This is a genomic window from Neotabrizicola shimadae, from assembly GCF_019623905.1.
GTDB lineage: Bacteria > Pseudomonadota > Alphaproteobacteria > Rhodobacterales > Rhodobacteraceae > Neotabrizicola > Neotabrizicola shimadae.
Map to the genome: position 1 here is coordinate 3443250 of NZ_CP069370.1, position 15746 is coordinate 3458995.

The window sequence follows — 15746 nt, forward strand, 5'->3', positions numbered from 1 at the left end:
TGATCGCCGGGCGACCGCCGGTCTCAGGCGCCGAGATAGGCCCGGCACAGCCGGTCGGCATCGGCGATGAACCGGCGGTTTCGGGCCGGGGCCTGGTCTTCCTGCATCCGGGGGATGATCCAGCCGACATAGGTGACGGCCCGGAGTGCCATGAAAAGGTCGAGCCGGTCCGTGTCCAGCGGACGGCGGGTGCGGTAGCCATCCAGAAGCGCGGCCTTCATCATGGGGTAGTCCGGCTCTGCCATGTTCTTCAGCAGGGCGGTGGCGATGTCGAACAGCCGGAAGCCGAAGCCGCCGTCATCGAAGTCGATCAGGTGCAGCCGGTCGCCGTCGATCAGCACATTCTCGCGGACGAGGTCGGCGTGGATCAGGCCGTGATCGAGGTCGGGCAGCGTTGCCGTCAGCTCCTGATGCGCCCGCTGGCGGAAGCGGGCCAGGATGTCGCGCTGGTCGGGCGTCAGCGTCGGGTTTTCCCAGAACCGGCCCCAGATCGGCGTTTCGCCCAGAAGACCCTTCAGATCCCAGGCGCAACGGGTGAAGCCGGCAGCGGGACGCCAGGCATCGCAGGCGTCATGCAGACGGGCGATCTGTTCGCCCAGGCGGCCGAAGGTGCCGGGCGCATCGTTCAGGTCAAGCCGGGTGCCGCTGTGCCCAAGCGGGCGTCCGTCAAGCCAGCCGATCAGGTCCACGTCGAAGCCTTCGACCTGTTCGAGGAAGGCGCCCGAGAGGGAGCGTTCGGGCAGCGGAACCGAAAGTCCGGCGTCGTGCATGGCGCGGAGCCATTGGAGTTCGGATTCCAGTTCCGGTCTGGTGCGGTATCCCGGTCGCTTGATCCGAAGGGCGAAGTCGCCCTTGCCGGAGCGGACGCGGTAGACCCGGTTCTCGCGCCCGGCGACAAAGTCATGCGCCGCACCGGAAAGGCCCCAGAGGGCCAGCGCCTGAGGGACCGGATCGCTCACCCTTGCACCGCGGTTTCGGTCAGCACGATGTCGAGCGTGGTCATCAGGAGATCCAGGTGCGACTCGTCGAAGGGCATGGGCGGGCGGATTTTCAGCGTGTTCTTGTGGCGCCCGAGCTTGGACAGCAGGATGCCGCGTAGGCGCATCGCGTTCACCACGCGGTCGGCAAGGTCGGCGGCGGGGGCCTTCGTCGCGCGGTCCAGCACGAATTCGGCGCCGAAGACCATGCCAGCCTGACGGACATCGCCGATGACTTCGTGCTTCGCGGCAAGGGCGCGAAGCCGGTCCTGTGCCAGAAGGCCGATGTGCCGGGCATTGGCCTGAAGGTCCTTTGACTGAAGCTCGTCCAGCACGGCCATGGCCGCGGCGCAGGAGACCGGATTGCCACCGAAGGTGTTGAAATAGCGGAAGGCGGTGCGGAAGCGGGCCATGATCTCGGGGCTGGTGACAAGCCCGGCCACCGGATGGCCGTTGCCCATGGGCTTGCCCAGGGTCACGACATCGGGGACCACGCCCTGTTTCTGGTGCGCCCAGAAATGGCTGCCGCAGCGGCCGAAGCCGGATTGCACCTCGTCGCAGATCAGGAGGCCGCCGGCGCGGCGGGCGGCCTCGGCAGCGGGCCTCAGCCAGCCTTCGGCCTGCGTGGGGAAGCCTTCGTTCAGGAACAGCGGGCAGACCACAAGGGCGGCAAAGCCCGTGCCCGAGGCTTCGAGATCGTCGATGGCCTCTTGCACCCTTGCGGCGAACCGCTGCCCGTCGGGGTCCTCGATGCGATAACTGTCGGGCGCCTCGACATGGCGGAAGCAGCCGGCGAGGCCGAAGCCGACTTCGGGGATATTGCTGCGCGACAGATGGCTGACCAGCGTGGTGTTACCGTGATAGGTGGCGTCCGTCGCCACGATGCCGCGCTTGCCGGTCATCGCCTCGGCCATGCGCAGGGCGATGTCATTGGCTTCGGACCCGCTGCAGGTGAGGATCGCCGTCTTCAGCGGATCGGCGAAGGTGGCCGTCAGCCGTTCGACATAGTCGAGGATGCCTTCGTGCAGATAGCGGGTGTGGGTGTTCAGCGTCCGTGCCTGGGCTGCGATGGCATCGACCACGCGGGGGTTGCAGTGCCCGACATGCGGCACGTTGTTGTAGCAGTCGAGATAGCGGCGACCGGCCGCGTCCCAGAGCCAGACGCCTTCGCCCCGGACCAGATGCACCGGATCGTCGTAGAAGGTCGAGACATTCGGGCCAAGCAGGTCGCGGCGGCGCTTCATCAGGTCGGACATTGGAGCGGTCTTTCGGTTTGGCGCCCCGGATCTTCCCCGCGGGGAAGGTGGGGCGTTGCGGTCGCCTGGATGCGGCGGGCTTCGTGAAACCTTCCCCGCGGGGAAGATCCGGTCATGGGGAGGGGACTTGACTTGCGCGAGTTGATCGTTTCATTATTATCACCGATGGTTCAATTCTAGGCGGTCAAGAGGCAGCCTGTCAATGGAAAGCCGGGCAGTGCCTGGCCTGCGCAAGGACATGCGATGTCATCCACGGTTGCGAAGGCGCTGACCCTGCTTGACCATTTTTCGGAGGAGGTGCCGGAGCTTGGCCTTTCCGATCTGGCGCGAAGGGCTGGTCTGGAAAAGGCCACGGTGCACCGGATGCTGTCGGTGATGGCGGATGCCGGGCTGGTGGAGCAGCGCGGGACGTCGCGGCTGTACCGGCTGGGGCCGGGGGTGCTGCGGCTGGCGCGGGTGCGCGAGAAGGTGTTTCCCATGTCGGCGGCCCTGCAGCCCGCCTTGCAGGCCCTGGTGGCCGAGACCGGCGAGACGGCCCATGCCTCGCTGATTTCAGGCCGGGCGCTGGCAACGATCGAGGTCATCGAAAGCGCGCGGGCCAGCCGGGTTTCGCTGGTGGCGGGGCAGATCCTGCCGTTTCACAGCACGGCCTCGGGCCATGCGGCGCTGGCCTTTGCCGCGCCCGAGCTGCGCGAGCGGGTGCTGGGATCGGCACTGGCGGCGATCACGCCGCATACGATCACCGATGCGGGCGCGTTGCGCGCGCAGCTGGCGGCGGTGCGGCAGGGCGGCTTTGCCGTCTGCGACCAGGGCAACGAGGAGGATGTCCACGGGATCGCCGTGCCGGTGTTTCATGGCGATGGCCTGGCAGCCGGGGCGATTGCCGTGGCGACGCCGGCCCATCGGATGACGGAGGACCTGCGCCGGCAGATCATCGTGGTGCTGTTTCGCGAGGGGGCGAAGGCGACCTTCGCCGCCGGGGGCGCAATGCCCCTGCCCTACAGGCAGGCGATGGAGCAGACCCTGCGCGAGATGGGCGCGGCGGGGTAGGGCCGGGCCCCGCCGGGTCAGGAGCTTTGTCACCCGACGGAACGTGAACAGGCGTTCGGTATCAAGCGCCCGCGCGGCTTCTTCCTGTCGCCCGGCCGTGCCGGGAACGGCGGAACGGATCGTCGGGGCATCCGGAGCGCCGAAAGGGTTCAACGCTCCGGGGGGAGGTCAGACGCCGGCCAGAGCGCGGTCGAGATGGACATACCCGCCATCGACAAACAGCCACTGGCCCGTCAGGTGCAACGCGCGCTGCGACAGGGCAAAGACCGCCATCGCGGCGATCTCGTGGTCTTCGGTCATGCGCTGGCCCAGGGGGATGTTGGCGGTGATCTCGGCCAGCTTGGCCTGGGGATCGTCGAAGGTGCGGATCCAGCGGGCGTAAAGCGGGGTCATGACCTCGGCCGGCAGGATGGCGTTCACACGCACGCCGTCCTTCAGAAAGGCAGCCGCCCATTCCCGGGTCAGGCCCAGTTGCGCCGCCTTGGCCGCCACATAGGCGGATGTGTTGCCCTGGCCGGTCACGGCGGTCTTGGAGCTGATGTTGACGATGGCGCCCTTTTCGGCGCGCAGGTCATCCTGCAGCAGGTGAACAAGCGTATAGTAGTGGATCAGGTTCTGGTTCAGCGAGGCGCGAAACGCCTCGGGTCCCGCGGCAAGGTCGACGCCGTCGTTCACGCCGGCATTGTTGACCAGGCCATAGACCCGGCCAAGACTGCGGATCTGGTCCACGGCCGCGCGGACCTGGGCATCTTCGGACAGTTCGGCCTGCACGAAGGTCGCGTCGCTTGCGGTGAACCATTCTTCCTCGGGCCGCCGCCGTGAAACGACAACGACGCGGGCTCCTTCGGCCAGAAGATCGCGCGAGATTGCGCCGCCGATGCCGGCCCCACCCCCGGTCACCACGACCAGCTTGCCCTTCAGACCCAGATCCATGCCCGTCTCTCCTTGTCCGTCCTTCGGCGCCCGCCTGTCTGTGGCAGGGCCGGCCGCCTTTCGGTGGCCGGCCCCCGTTCATGCCCGCAAAGGCGAGGATCAGTCGTAAAGAACCGCCGCGATTTCGGGGTCGTTCATGTTCGACTTGTCCCACCAGGCGAAGCCCGAGTCGATGACCTTGGGCAGCGTCTCGCCGTTGACGGCAGCGATGGCGGCCTTCACCGTTTCATAGCCCATGCCGACCGGACTTTGCGTGATGGCGCCGGCCATGACGCCGTCCATCACCGCCTGCTTCTGCGCGGCGCCCGAGTCATAGCCGATGACGACCACGCCCTGCGTGCCGGTTTCCCGGATCGCATTGACGACACCGATGGCCGAGCCTTCGTTGGCGCCGAAGAAGCCCTTGAGATCGGGGTTCGCGGCCAGGATGGCCTTGGCGATTTCGGTCGATTGCAGTTGGTCGCCGCCGCCGTACTGGATGTCGACGATCTCGATATCGGGGTACTTGGCCTTGATCTGGTTGACGAAGCCGTCGCGGCGGTCGATGCCGGTGCGCGAGGTCTGGTCATGCACGACCAGCGCCACCTTGCCCGACCCGCCGATCAGTTCGGCCATCTTGTCGGCTGCCAACGCAGCGGCGGCAAGGTTGTCGGTGGTGACGGTGGTGACCGGAATATCGCTGTCCACGCCCGAGTCGAAGGCGATGACGGGGATACCGGCTTCCTGCGCCTGCTTCAGCAGCGGGATCGCCGCCTGGGTGTCCAGGGCGGCAAAGCCGATGGCCTTGGGGTTCTTGGCCAGCGCGGCCGACAGCATGTCGATCTGCTTGTCGACCATGGTTTCATTGTCGGGGCCTTCGAAGGTAACCTCCACGCCGAACTCGGTCGCCGCCTTGTCGGCGCCGGCCTTCACGGCCTGCCAGAACTGGTGCTGGAAGCCCTTCGACACCAGCGGGATGTACATCTTGTCCTGGCCCCAGGCGACGGTGACCGAGCCCAGCAGCATGCTGGCTCCCACCGCGGTGAGCAGGGTTCTGCGGTTGAACATGTCTTCTCCTCCTTGACCGACCCTATGTCGGATTTGCCATTCAGACCGGGGCGCTTTCCGCCCTTCTTGTAATGTTGTGCTTGACTCTCAGGTGCTGCGCGCGCGGCGCATCATGTCGGCATAGACAGCGACGATGATGATCAGCCCGGTCACCACGGTCTGCCATTCCTGGGCGACGGACAGGATCCGCAGGCCGTTCAGCAGCACCGACATGATCAGCGCTCCGATGATCGTGCCCAGGATGGACCCGCGCCCACCGGCCAGCGATGTGCCGCCGATGACCACTGCGGCGATGGCATCGAGCTCGTAGCCCAAGCCAAGCGCCGGTTGTGCCGAGTTCAGGCGCGAAGCGATGATCAGCCCGGCCAGGCCGCAGATCGCGCCCGACAGGCTGTAGACCGTGATCTTCCAGAAGTCGGTGTTCACCCCGGACAGGCGCGCCGCCTCTTCGTTCGAGCCAAGCGCAAAGGTATAGCGGCCCAGCACCGTGCGGTTCAGCACGAAGGATACGGTCAGCGCCAGAATGAAGAGGATCAGCACCCCGTTCGGAAGCGGCAGGGCAGGGATGATGTCGCCGATGAGCGAGCCGGTGGAGATTTCCGGGAACGAGGGCGTGTCGTTGAAGTAGATCGGCTTCGTGCCAGAGATCACCAGCGACATGCCCTTCAGGATCAGCATCATGCCAAGCGTGGCGATGAAGGGCGGGATCTTCATCTTGGCGATCAGGGTGCCCGAGATCATGCCGCAGAACGCCCCTGCGCCAAGTGCGGCCAGGATGCCAAGCGGCAGGGGCATTCCCCAGTAGGTCAGCACCACGCCGGCGATCACGGCGCAGAAGGTCATCAGTGTGCCAAGCGACAGGTCGATGCCACCGGTGATGATGACCAGCGTGGCGGCCACTGCCAGCACCCCGTTCACCGAGGTTGCCTGCAGGATGCCGATCACGTTCGACATCTGAAGGAACTTGTCCGAGGCCAGCGAGAAGAAGACCAGAAGCGCGATCAGGCTGGCAAAGGCCAGCAGCTTTTGCTGAAGCCCGGCGCGCGACTTGCGGTTCTGTTGAGTCATGGCTGCGCTGGTCATGCCGCGCTTTCTCCCTTCGGCACCTGGCGCAGGGTCGCCAGCCGCATGATCTGTTCCTGGGTGGTTTCTGGGCCTCCGGGCAGGATGCCGGTCAGCCGGCCTTCGCACATCACGGCAATGCGGTGCGACAGGCGCATGATCTCGGGCAGTTCGGACGAGATCACGATGATCGCCTTGCCCCCGGCGGCAAGGTTTTGGAGCAGGCGATAGATTTCGGCCTTGGCGCCCACGTCGATGCCGCGCGTGGGTTCATCGAAGATCAGGATGTCGCAATCCCGCAGAAGCCATTTCGCCAGCACGATCTTCTGCTGGTTGCCGCCCGACAGGAGCCGCGCCTCCTGGCGTTCCGACGGGGTGCGGATCGACAGCGAGGCGATGTAGTCGCGCGCCTTGGCGCCAAGCGCGCTGTCATCGACAATGCCCAGGAAGCGGCGGAACCGGTTCAGGTTCGGCAGCGCGATGTTGTCGCGCACGTCCAGTCCAAGGGCCAGGCCAAGATGCTTGCGGTCTTCGGACAGGTAGCCGATGCCGGATTCGACCGCATCCAGCGGTGTGCTGATGCGGGCGGGCCGTCCGTGCACCAGGATGTCGCCGCCGTCGCGCCGGTCGGCGCCGAAGATCAGGCGGGCAACCTCGGTACGGCCCGCGCCCATCAGCCCGGCAAAGCCCAGGATCTCGCCGGCCTTCACGCTGAAGCTGACGTCGCGCACCATGCGGCCCCGGCTGAGGCCCCGCACCTCCAACGCGACCGGCGCGGCGGAAAGGTCGGGGATATCGACGGTCGAGCCATCCAGCTCGCGGCCGACCATCATCGAGATGATGGTGGAAATCGGGGTCGGGGCGGCCTCGACCGTGCCCACCGTCGCGCCGTCGCGCATGACCGTGACCCGGTCGGCGATGCGCTTGATCTCGTCCATCTTGTGGCTGATGTAGACGATGCCCACGCCTTCGGACTTGAGCCGCGCGATGATGGCGAACAGTTCGCCGACTTCGCGGTCGTTCAGCGCGGCGGTGGGTTCGTCCATGATCAGGATGCGCGAGCGGAAGGACAGCGCCTTTGCGATTTCGACCATCTGCTGCTTGGCGACGGAGAGCTCCATCACCTCGGCGCGGGGGTCGATGTCGACCTTCATGCCGGTGAAGATTTCTTCCGCGGCGCGGTTCAGCGCGGCCTCGTCCAGGCGGCCGAAGCTGCGGCGCGGTTCGCGGCCGATGAAGATGTTCTGCGCCACCGTCAGGTGGTTCATCAGCGCCAGTTCCTGGTGGATCATGCCGATCCCCAGGCGCTGTGCCGAGGCGGGGTTGGGTAAGTGGATCTGCTGGCCCTGAAGCAGAATCAGACCGCTGTCGGGCTGATAGACCCCCGACATGATCTTCATCAGCGTCGACTTGCCCGCGCCGTTCTCGCCCATCAGGGCGTGAACCTCGCCTGCCGTCAGGTCGAAACCCACGGACTTCAGGGCGTGAACGCCGGGGAAGCGCTTTTCGATGTCGGCAAGGCGGATCAACTCTGTCATGGCGCGATCTCGACCACGGCCTTGATGATCCCGCCACGGTCGGCCGCCAGTTCCGCGATGCGGCGCGGCAGGTCCGACAGGGGCAGCACCGCCGAAACAAGGGCCTCTTGCCGGACGGCGCCGGACTTCAGCGCGTCCATGACCGTCTGGAAGTCCGCCGCCAGCGCGTTGCGGCTGCCGATCAGGCGCATCTCGCGCTTGTGGAACTCGGCATCGTTGAAGGTCAGATCGTCCTTCACCACCGAAATCAGCACATAGGTCCCGCCATGGGCGACATGGGCGAAGCCGGCTTCCATCGCACGGGGGTTGCCGGTGGCATCCATCACGACGTCGAAGCCATCCGCCGGAACAGTGCCCGGCGCATGCAGATGTGTGAAGCCCAGCTTGCCGGCCGCGTCCAGCCTTTGTGCGCTGGTGTCCAGCAGGTGCACTTCGGCGCCGCGCAACCGCGCAAAGATCGCAGCGCCCAGCCCGATGGGACCCGCGCCGGTCACCAGCACGCGGTCGGCCGAGGTCAGTTCCGACCGCTGCACGGCATGGGCGCCGATGGCGAGAAACTCGACGATCGCAGCTTCGCGCGGGGTCAGGCCGGAGGCGTCGATCAGGTTGATCGCGGGCACGGCGATGCGGCCGCACATGCCGCCGTCGCGGTGAACGCCAAGCACGCCGATGGCCATGCAGCAATTGGGCTTGCCGCGCCGGCAGGCGTGGCAGGTGCCGCAGGCGATATAGGGGTTGATCACGACAAGCTGTCCGGCGGTGAAGCCGTGCCCACCCTCGACCACGCGGCCAGACAGTTCGTGGCCGATCACGCGGGGATATTCCAGGTAGGGGTGCTTGCCTTCGAAGATGTGGTAATCGGTGCCGCAAAGCCCTGCCACGGCGATATCGACCAGAAGCCAGCCTTCAGGCGCGGCCTGCGGCACGGGGCGCTGTTCAATCGCAAAGCGTCCTGGCGCAACGCACAGGCCGCAGGACATGCGGGCGTCGGTCATGCTCTCCCTCCCCGGAGATGTCCTTGATGATTAGGGACAGCGGTGCCCCCTCGCAATTGTTTTTAATCATTCGATGCAAAAACAATTCAGGCCAGCAGCGCCGCGAGCCTTGGCTGCCGCCCTGCCAACCCCAGGGTCTCTGCCCAGGCCAGAAAGGCCGCGACGCGGCGTTGCAGCTTTTCGGCGTGGTTTTGCGCGATGTCCGACAGGCGGTGGTCCAGATAGGGATTGGCAAAGCGGTCCATCGTCTGATCGACATAGGCTGCGGCCGTTCCGTCCTCCGCGGCGGCAAAGACTGGCAGCACCTCGTCGCGATACAGCGCGGCCAGCTCGCTTCGCCATGCCGGGTCGGCCATTACCTCGCGCACAAGGGATATGTCGCTGCGGCCCGCCCAGCGGGCAACCATCCAGGTGTGACCAAGGTTCAGGATGTACAGCTTGCGCCGTTCGATCGGGCCCAGATCATCCACGATCTGGACCGCCGGATGCAGGACGGGGGCAATCAGGCCGGGCCGAGCCTCGATGGCCCAAAGCGCATAGGGTTCTGCCAAGGCGCCTGCGGGTTCCAGAGGGGCGGAAACGATGCGGTCCACAAGCGAGTTCGCAAAGATCACCTGGCCCGCCACCCAATCAGCGAAGGCCATGTCCAGCGGGCGTGACAGCTCCATCACCCGGTCGCGCAGCACCTCTCCGTTTCGGGCGACCAGCTCGGTCGGCATCACCTGCACGGGCGCTCCCCCGGCACGAAACCGGGCCAGAAGCAGGTGGGTCAGCTTGGCCGGATAGGACATGGCCTGGTCGAAAGCGGGCGCCGCGTCAGCCGGCTGAGGAACGAAGCCCTTCTCGGATGTGTTGGAAAGGATGATCCGCGCTTCTTCGGCCCCGATGCGACAGATCTCCGTCCAGTCCGTTGCCGAGTTCAGCGCGCGCACAACCGAGGTGACGCGCTGTTCGCGCGTGACCGGCTGGCCCCGCTCAAGCCCCTGGATGCGCACCGCAAAGCCTTGCGGTCCTGCCAGCGCCGCAAGCCGCGACGACCGCCCCGCATCGCCCGACGACTGCACCACCGTGACCGGCCCCTGTGACGCCCGCCCCTCGGACAGGAACAGATCGGCATGGGCCTGAAGGAACCGGCTGGTTCCGAATTGCAGGATGGGTGTCTTTGGCATGGCGGGCTCCCTCAAGTATGTCTTTTATGATTTCCGACAGTCGGTCAAGCTGGCGCGTCCGGGCCTTCGGCGAAGTCCGGCAACCCCCCTCGACAAGGCGTCAGCCGACGGCGTGGTCGCGCAGGGATTGCAGCAGGGTCACCTTCGAGGTTTTCAGGTGATCCTCGGTCGCGGCCAGAGCGGCCGCCCGGTCGCGCGCCTTCAGCGCCCAGATGATGCGCAGGTGCTCGCTGATGGCCGCGGCGTTCCGGTTGCGCTCCTCTGCCTTGTCCCACTGGAAATGATAGTGAAAGATCAGGGCGATGATCTTCCTGAACTCGGCGGCGAAGCGGTTCTTGACGGTGGCGCCGATGGTGGTGTGGAACGCCTCGTCCAGCAGTGAGAAGTCATGAAAACGTTCGTCGATCTCGGCCGCAAGGGCGTGGTGGCGGGCCTCCAGCGCGTCCAGTTCGGCCCAGATCGGATGATCGGATGGCAGGCCGGCGACATGGCCCACGGCATTCAGTTCCAGCACCAGCCGGAAATCCGAAAGCTCCAGCGCAAAGTCCCTCGTGAAGCCAAGAAGCTTCCACCCGCCGCGGGCCCGGCGGCGAACCAGACCGAACCGGCTGAGCGATGCGAGGAATTCCTGCAGGACATGCGGGCTGACGTTGAAGCGGCGCGACAGGTCGGCCACGTTCAGGGCCGTGCCGGGCGCCACATCGAACCGCAGCGTCCAGTCCAGGAACTGACGTTCCAGTTCGGAGGCGCTGACCTGGGTGGAAAGCGTGGCAAGCCGGTCGTCGGGGCGCGGGCGGCGGATCAACCGCTTTTCACGCCCGGCCCAAGTGATGATACCGGCAGATTGCAGGCGGGCCAGAACCGACCGCACCACTGTTCGGCTGACATCCAGGCGCTCGGACAGGGCGATTTCCGATGGCAAGGCGCTGTCCGGCTCCATCGTGACGACAATGTCCAGAAAGCGGTTGTACGCCTCGCGGAACCGCTCGTCCGTCCGTGCCATGATTGCCCTCTGTCTCCCCTGGCGCCATACGACTGTTCTGGCGCCCGAAATGCAAGGCGGCCCCTTCAGTCAAACCGTTCCTCCAGCCCGGCAGGCCGAGGCGGTCATCGGCCTTGACCGGGACCACGTCTTTCCCGGCGCGTGCCGCCGAAACTCCGCGCCCCTTCCCGTGAAAACCTTCCCCGCGGGGAAGATCCGGTCGGAAGATCGGGTCTGCCAGGGCACTGGCCCGGATCAGGCCGAAAGCAGATAGACGCGGGACCTGCGGTCGAAATCCACGATCCGGTGGCCGGCGCCGAAAGCAGCGCGGATGGCATCGCGCAATTCAAGGCGCAGCGCGGCGGCGGCGGCCATGTCGGTCGCCGCAAGATGGCCGATATCCTCGGGCAAAACCACCGGCAGCGGGATGCCACCCGGCACCGGCAATGCCTGCCGCTCGGCCAGCGCGGCAACGCGGGGCGCGGCCAACGTCCAATCCACCAGCAGCCGGTCAGAGGCGAGACCCTGGTTGATGCCTGCCATCTCGCCGTAATAATCTTCCAGATACTCCACCGCCTCGGCGCCCAGGCGGTGGATGTTCAGCGTTGCATTGACATGTCGCAGAGGGTCGAAGGTCCAGCGCACATGGCCGATGCCCCGCGCAAGGCACCAGTCGCGCTGGTAATGCTTCAGCCGCACCCCAAGGCTCAGGCCGCGCGCTTCGGCTCGCACCGCCAGCCGGTGCGAATGCTGCACCTGCGGGTCGCGGGTCGGAAAGCCGAAGACATAGCCGACAAGCCGCCCTTCGACAAAGGCACCGCCCACCAACCCGCCCTCGGCCTGCACGACCATCATCAGGTCGGCGGGGTCGGGCTGGTCGCCCTCGCCCCAGACCGCCCGTTGCAGCGCCTCGGCCTCGCGGAACTCGGCCATGCCGGAAAGGTCGCGGAAGGTGACGTCGGTCATGCGTGGAAGTCCTGGTGCGACAGGGTTGCCGTCTTCAGGTAGTCCAGATCCAGCGTCACGCCAATGCCCGGACCCTGCGGCACCGGCATCCGGCCGTTCTCGCATTCCAGCCTTTGTTCAATGATATCGCGGGTGAAGTACCGGCTGGCCGACGAGGTGTCTCCCGGCTTGGTGAAGTTCGGAAGGGTCGACAGGTGAATGTTATGCGCGCGGCCGATTCCCGATTCCAGCATCCCGCCGCACCAGACCGGCACCTGGAACGCCTGGCACAGGTCATGGATCTGCCGCGCGGCAGAGTGGCCGCCCGACCGGCCGACCTTGATGTTGATGACCCGCGCCGCATCGGATTGCAGCGCCTTGCGCGCGTGTTCCACGGTGCGGATGCATTCGTCCAGGCAGATCGCGGTACGGATGCGGCCCTGCAGCGTGGCATGGTCATGGATGTCGTCCCAGGCCAGCGGCTGTTCGATGTAGTCGAGGTCGAAATCATCCATCCGGCGGATCAGGTCGCTGTCGGCCAGGGTGTAGCAGCAGTTGGCATCCACCGTCAGATGCGCACCGGGGAACGCCCCCCGCACCGCCCGCAGCAAGTCAAGGTCATGGCCCGGCTTCACCTTCAGCTTGATGCGCTTGTAGCCCTGGTCCAGATGCGCGGCGACGCGGTCCAGGGTGCTGTCGATCGGGCCGATGCCCAGCGACACGCCCACGTCGATCGCATCGCCTTCGCCCCCCAGCACGGTTTGCAGGGGCAGGTCCAGTGACTTGGCCCACAGATCCCAGAAGGCCATCTCCACCGTGGCCTTGGCCATGTGGTTGGCCCGCCAGGGCGCCAGTCTCCGCGCCAGATGGTCGGGGTGGGCGAAGCTTTGCCCCAGAACCTGCGGCAGAAGCACCTTTTCCAACAGGTCCATCGCCCCCGCGACGGTTTCTTCCAGATAGTCGGGCAGCGGGTCCATCACGCCTTCGGCATGGCCCTCGATCCCGTCGGCCCGCAGGGTCAGGAGAGGAAAGACCTTCTCGGTCAACGTGCCGGTGGCAATGGTGAAGGGCGTCACCAGCGGCAGACGGACGAGCCGCAGGGTCGCGCCGTCGATGCGCAGGGGCGACCGCGTTGCGGAAGAAGGCGGCATGACGGACTCCCTTTCGATGCGAGACACAAATCAGTTTACTTGCAATGTTGACCGAATGAAAGATTCCTGACAGCCTTCTTGCAAAGCAGGGGGCAAGCCGTGACCAGCGAAGCGCCGGAAGCCGAAGTCAGGGACGCCGAGGCCGCGCCCGCCGGCGACCTGCGCCAGCGCCTGACGACAGCCGCAGAAACGGGCACGCCGGGCGAGCGCGCCCTGGCGCATTACCTGCTGGCCAACCTGTCTTCGCTGCCGTTCGAGACGGCGGCCTCGGTCGCAGCCAAGGTGGGGGTTTCCGAGGCCTCGGTCGGCCGGTTTTGCCGGTCAATCGGCTATCGCCACCTGAAGGATCTGAAATCCAGCCTGCAGGTCGATCTGGGCGAGAAGGCCTGGCTGATCGGCGACCGGCTGAAGGACTTTCACCGCCGCAGCCAGGCCGGAGGAGCCGAACTGTCACAGGCGCTGGAGCGCGAGATCGCCGCGCTGGTCACCGTCTATGAACTGGCCGCCTCGCCCGCCTTTGACGCCGCGGTCAAACGGCTGGCGCACCGGCGTGCCGTCTGGGTGGCCGGCTTCCAGACCGAGCGCGGCCATGCGGCGGAACTGGTGCACAACCTGCAATACCTGCGCGGCGGCGTGCATCTGGCCGATGCCTCGGGCGGGCATTTCGCCGAAGTGCTCTTGTCCGAGCCGGAGGAGACGACGCTGGTCCTGGTGGACGGCCGCCGGTATTCGCGCCTGACACGCGACCTGGCGATTGCCGCGCGCGACGAGGGAATCCCGGTGACCCTGGTCACCGATCCCTATTGCGACTGGGCGCCGGGCGTCGTGACCGAACTGTTCCCGGTGCCGACCGACCTGAACCATTTCTGGGACACGACATCGGCCATGTCGTCGCTGATCGGGCTGATGGTGAACGGTGTCTTCCGCGAACTGGGCGCCGCAGTCGAGGACCGCATGGCCCGCGTCTCGGCGCTTTATGGCGACTTTATCGGACATACCGTCCCGGGGCGAAACCCGGGCAGGACCTGACCCAACGGATCAACAGAGAGGACCGACATGACCTTCCCCTTCCGCCATACCCTGCTTTCGGCCTCGGTCAGCCTTGCCGCCCTGATGGCGGCGGGGGCTGTGGCCGCTCAGGAAGCCGTCTTCGTGATGTCCACCAACGAGGTGGGCGCGCCGACCTACAACCCGATCAAGGCGACGATGCTGAACACCGCCACCGGGCTGATCTTCGACCGGCTGGTCAGCCAGTCGGCCGACCTGTCCTATCACCCCTGGCTGGCGGAAAGCTGGGAAGAGGCGCCGGACGGCATGTCCTGGACCTTCCACCTGAAGCCGGGCGTCACGTTCCACAACGGCGAGCCCTTCAATGCCGAGGCGGTAAAGGGCTGGCTTGACCTGTTCAAGACCACCGAGGGCGAGAACACCTACATGGCCGAGGCCATCGCCTCGGTCGAGGTGGTGGACGAGAACACCGTGAAGTTCGTGATGGCGCGGCCCGAGCCGAACCTGCTGTACAACCTGTCCTCGACCTTCATGGGTGTGGTCGAGCCCAAGTCCTTTGCCGCGCTTGGCGACAACTATGGCGTGACCGAGGTCTATGGCACCGGGCCGTTCAAGCTGGAAAGCTTCACGGTGGGGCAGGAAACCGTGCTGGTGCGCAACGACGATTACACCTGGGGCCCGGCGCCGGCGGCGAACCACGGCCCGGCCAAGGTGGAGCGGCTGACCTTCCGCGAGATCCCCGAGGATTCCACGGCCTTTCTGGAACTGAAGACCGGCGGCGTGGACTTCCTGCTTTCGGTGCCGGCCGACCTGATGGGCGAGGTCCAGAAGGAAGCGAACCTCGCGGTGCTGACCATGGCCGGGCAGGATGTCTGGTACATGCCGATCAACGTGACCAAGGCGCCCTTCGACGACATCCGCGTGCGCGAAGCGGCGGCGAAGGCGATCAACCAGGATGAAATCCTGGCCTCGGTCTTTGGCGGCGTGGGCGCGGTCGCCGATACCTTCCTGATTTCGGCCCTGCCGGAAAGCCAGGTCTCGGACGGCGCGAAGATCAAGTACGACCCGGCGCGGTCGAACGCGCTGCTGGACGAGGCGGGCTGGGTCATGGGCGCCGACGGCATCCGCACCAAGGACGGTCAGCCGTTGAAGGTCAGCCTGTGGACGCAGAGCGATTCCATCTTCCGGCGCCTGACGGAAGTGGTGCAGGCCGAGCTGAAGGCGGTGGGCTTCGACGCCGAGATCACCACCTTCGACAGCTCGATGATCCGCGACCAGTACAAGACCGGCGAACAGCAGCTGGCGGTGCGGTCCTACAACTGGGACAACGCCGACATCGTGGACTGGTTCTTCGGCGGCGACCGGCTGGGCTATCCGAACGTGTCGATGTTCAACGACCCCAAGGCCGAAGAGCTGCGCACGGTCGCCATGACCGGATCGAAGAACATGGACGAGCGGGTGAAGAACTTCACCGCCTACCATGAATATGTCCTGACCCAGTTCCCGATGGCGCCGATCTACCAGCCGGTACAGGCCTTTGCCTACAACACCGACCGTATCGCACTGCCGGAAAAAATCGACGCGCCCTCGTTCGGCGCGGCGGCCTTCCTGGACCTTGAAGTGAAGGAATGAC

14 protein-coding genes are annotated in these 15746 nt (G+C 66.1%); 3 read left to right on the forward strand and 11 right to left on the reverse strand.

Going from position 1 to position 15746, the window contains the following annotated elements; translation table 11 throughout:
* Positions 1-23: 23 nt before the first annotated feature.
* Entirely contained in the window at positions 24-959 is a 936-nt protein-coding gene (locus JO391_RS16700; protein WP_220661571.1) for a phosphotransferase enzyme family protein, read from the reverse strand.
* Positions 956-2233 carry an aspartate aminotransferase family protein gene (locus JO391_RS16705; RefSeq protein WP_220661572.1) on the reverse strand — a complete coding sequence of 426 codons (1278 nt, stop codon included), beginning with the start codon at positions 2231-2233 and terminating at the stop codon, positions 956-958. Before JO391_RS16705 ends, JO391_RS16700 begins: the two co-directional genes overlap by 4 nt.
* Before the next feature lie 243 nt (positions 2234-2476).
* Between JO391_RS16705 and JO391_RS16710 the strand changes: the two genes are divergently transcribed.
* The gene (locus JO391_RS16710; RefSeq protein WP_220661573.1) at positions 2477-3283 is read left to right on the forward strand and encodes an IclR family transcriptional regulator; all 807 of its coding nucleotides are present in this window, start codon (positions 2477-2479) and stop codon (positions 3281-3283) included.
* Between the two features lie 168 nt (positions 3284-3451).
* Here JO391_RS16710 and JO391_RS16715 read toward each other — a convergent pair whose 3' ends face one another.
* From JO391_RS16715 to menC, 9 genes are all read right to left on the reverse strand, one after another.
* Positions 3452-4216, reverse strand: coding sequence for an L-fucose dehydrogenase (locus tag JO391_RS16715; RefSeq protein WP_220661574.1), 765 nt, complete (start codon positions 4214-4216; stop codon positions 3452-3454).
* A 99-nt stretch (positions 4217-4315) separates the two neighbouring features.
* The gene (locus tag JO391_RS16720; RefSeq protein ID WP_220661575.1) at positions 4316-5263 is read right to left on the reverse strand and encodes an ABC transporter substrate-binding protein; all 948 of its coding nucleotides are present in this window, start codon (positions 5261-5263) and stop codon (positions 4316-4318) included.
* An 87-nt stretch (positions 5264-5350) separates the two neighbouring features.
* Positions 5351-6346, reverse strand: coding sequence for an ABC transporter permease (locus JO391_RS16725; RefSeq protein WP_259444732.1), 996 nt, complete (start codon positions 6344-6346; stop codon positions 5351-5353).
* Positions 6343-7863, reverse strand: coding sequence for a sugar ABC transporter ATP-binding protein (locus JO391_RS16730; protein WP_220661576.1), 1521 nt, complete (start codon positions 7861-7863; stop codon positions 6343-6345). Before JO391_RS16730 ends, JO391_RS16725 begins: the two co-directional genes overlap by 4 nt.
* Entirely contained in the window at positions 7860-8858 is a 999-nt protein-coding gene (locus JO391_RS16735; protein WP_259444733.1) for a zinc-binding alcohol dehydrogenase family protein, read from the reverse strand. The genes JO391_RS16730 and JO391_RS16735 overlap by 4 nt, the downstream gene beginning before the upstream one ends.
* Positions 8859-8944: 86 nt before the next feature.
* Complete coding sequence (locus JO391_RS16740) at positions 8945-10027, reverse strand: mannitol dehydrogenase family protein (RefSeq protein ID WP_220661577.1); 1083 nt, start codon at positions 10025-10027, stop codon at positions 8945-8947.
* A gap of 100 nt (positions 10028-10127) precedes the next feature.
* Complete coding sequence (locus tag JO391_RS16745; protein ID WP_220661578.1) at positions 10128-11030, reverse strand: GntR family transcriptional regulator; 903 nt, start codon at positions 11028-11030, stop codon at positions 10128-10130.
* A gap of 234 nt (positions 11031-11264) precedes the next feature.
* Complete coding sequence (locus JO391_RS16750) at positions 11265-11975, reverse strand: GNAT family N-acetyltransferase (protein ID WP_220661579.1); 711 nt, start codon at positions 11973-11975, stop codon at positions 11265-11267.
* Positions 11972-13105 (reverse strand): o-succinylbenzoate synthase, encoded by a 1134-nt coding sequence (menC, locus tag JO391_RS16755; RefSeq protein WP_220661580.1) that lies wholly within the window; start codon positions 13103-13105, stop codon positions 11972-11974. The genes JO391_RS16750 and menC overlap by 4 nt, the downstream gene beginning before the upstream one ends.
* Before the next feature lie 99 nt (positions 13106-13204).
* Between menC and JO391_RS16760 the strand changes: the two genes are divergently transcribed.
* Both JO391_RS16760 and JO391_RS16765 read left to right on the forward strand, forming a co-directional pair.
* Complete coding sequence (locus JO391_RS16760) at positions 13205-14134, forward strand: MurR/RpiR family transcriptional regulator (protein WP_220661581.1); 930 nt, start codon at positions 13205-13207, stop codon at positions 14132-14134.
* A 27-nt stretch (positions 14135-14161) separates the two neighbouring features.
* A complete protein-coding gene (locus JO391_RS16765) occupies positions 14162-15745 on the forward strand; it encodes an ABC transporter substrate-binding protein (RefSeq protein WP_220661582.1) in 1584 nt (527 codons plus the stop codon).
* Position 15746: the final 1 nt, after the last annotated feature.

What these genes read in the sequence shown, in the direction of transcription:
- JO391_RS16710 (WP_220661573.1), top strand. Translation starts at nt 2,477, where the DNA reads ATGTCATCCACGGTTGCGAAGGCGCTGACCCTGCTTGACCATTTTTCG.
- JO391_RS16735 (WP_259444733.1), bottom strand. Translation starts at nt 8,858, where the DNA reads ATGACCGACGCCCGCATGTCCTGCGGCCTGTGCGTTGCGCCAGGACGC.
- JO391_RS16745 (WP_220661578.1), bottom strand. Translation starts at nt 11,030, where the DNA reads ATGGCACGGACGGACGAGCGGTTCCGCGAGGCGTACAACCGCTTTCTG.
- JO391_RS16705 (WP_220661572.1), bottom strand. Translation starts at nt 2,233, where the DNA reads ATGTCCGACCTGATGAAGCGCCGCCGCGACCTGCTTGGCCCGAATGTC.
- menC (WP_220661580.1), bottom strand. Translation starts at nt 13,105, where the DNA reads ATGCCGCCTTCTTCCGCAACGCGGTCGCCCCTGCGCATCGACGGCGCG.
- JO391_RS16740 (WP_220661577.1), bottom strand. Translation starts at nt 10,027, where the DNA reads ATGCCAAAGACACCCATCCTGCAATTCGGAACCAGCCGGTTCCTTCAG.
- JO391_RS16750 (WP_220661579.1), bottom strand. Translation starts at nt 11,975, where the DNA reads ATGACCGACGTCACCTTCCGCGACCTTTCCGGCATGGCCGAGTTCCGC.
- JO391_RS16720 (WP_220661575.1), bottom strand. Translation starts at nt 5,263, where the DNA reads ATGTTCAACCGCAGAACCCTGCTCACCGCGGTGGGAGCCAGCATGCTG.
- JO391_RS16715 (WP_220661574.1), bottom strand. Translation starts at nt 4,216, where the DNA reads ATGGATCTGGGTCTGAAGGGCAAGCTGGTCGTGGTGACCGGGGGTGGG.
- JO391_RS16725 (WP_259444732.1), bottom strand. Translation starts at nt 6,346, where the DNA reads ATGACCAGCGCAGCCATGACTCAACAGAACCGCAAGTCGCGCGCCGGG.
- JO391_RS16730 (WP_220661576.1), bottom strand. Translation starts at nt 7,863, where the DNA reads ATGACAGAGTTGATCCGCCTTGCCGACATCGAAAAGCGCTTCCCCGGC.
- JO391_RS16765 (WP_220661582.1), top strand. Translation starts at nt 14,162, where the DNA reads ATGACCTTCCCCTTCCGCCATACCCTGCTTTCGGCCTCGGTCAGCCTT.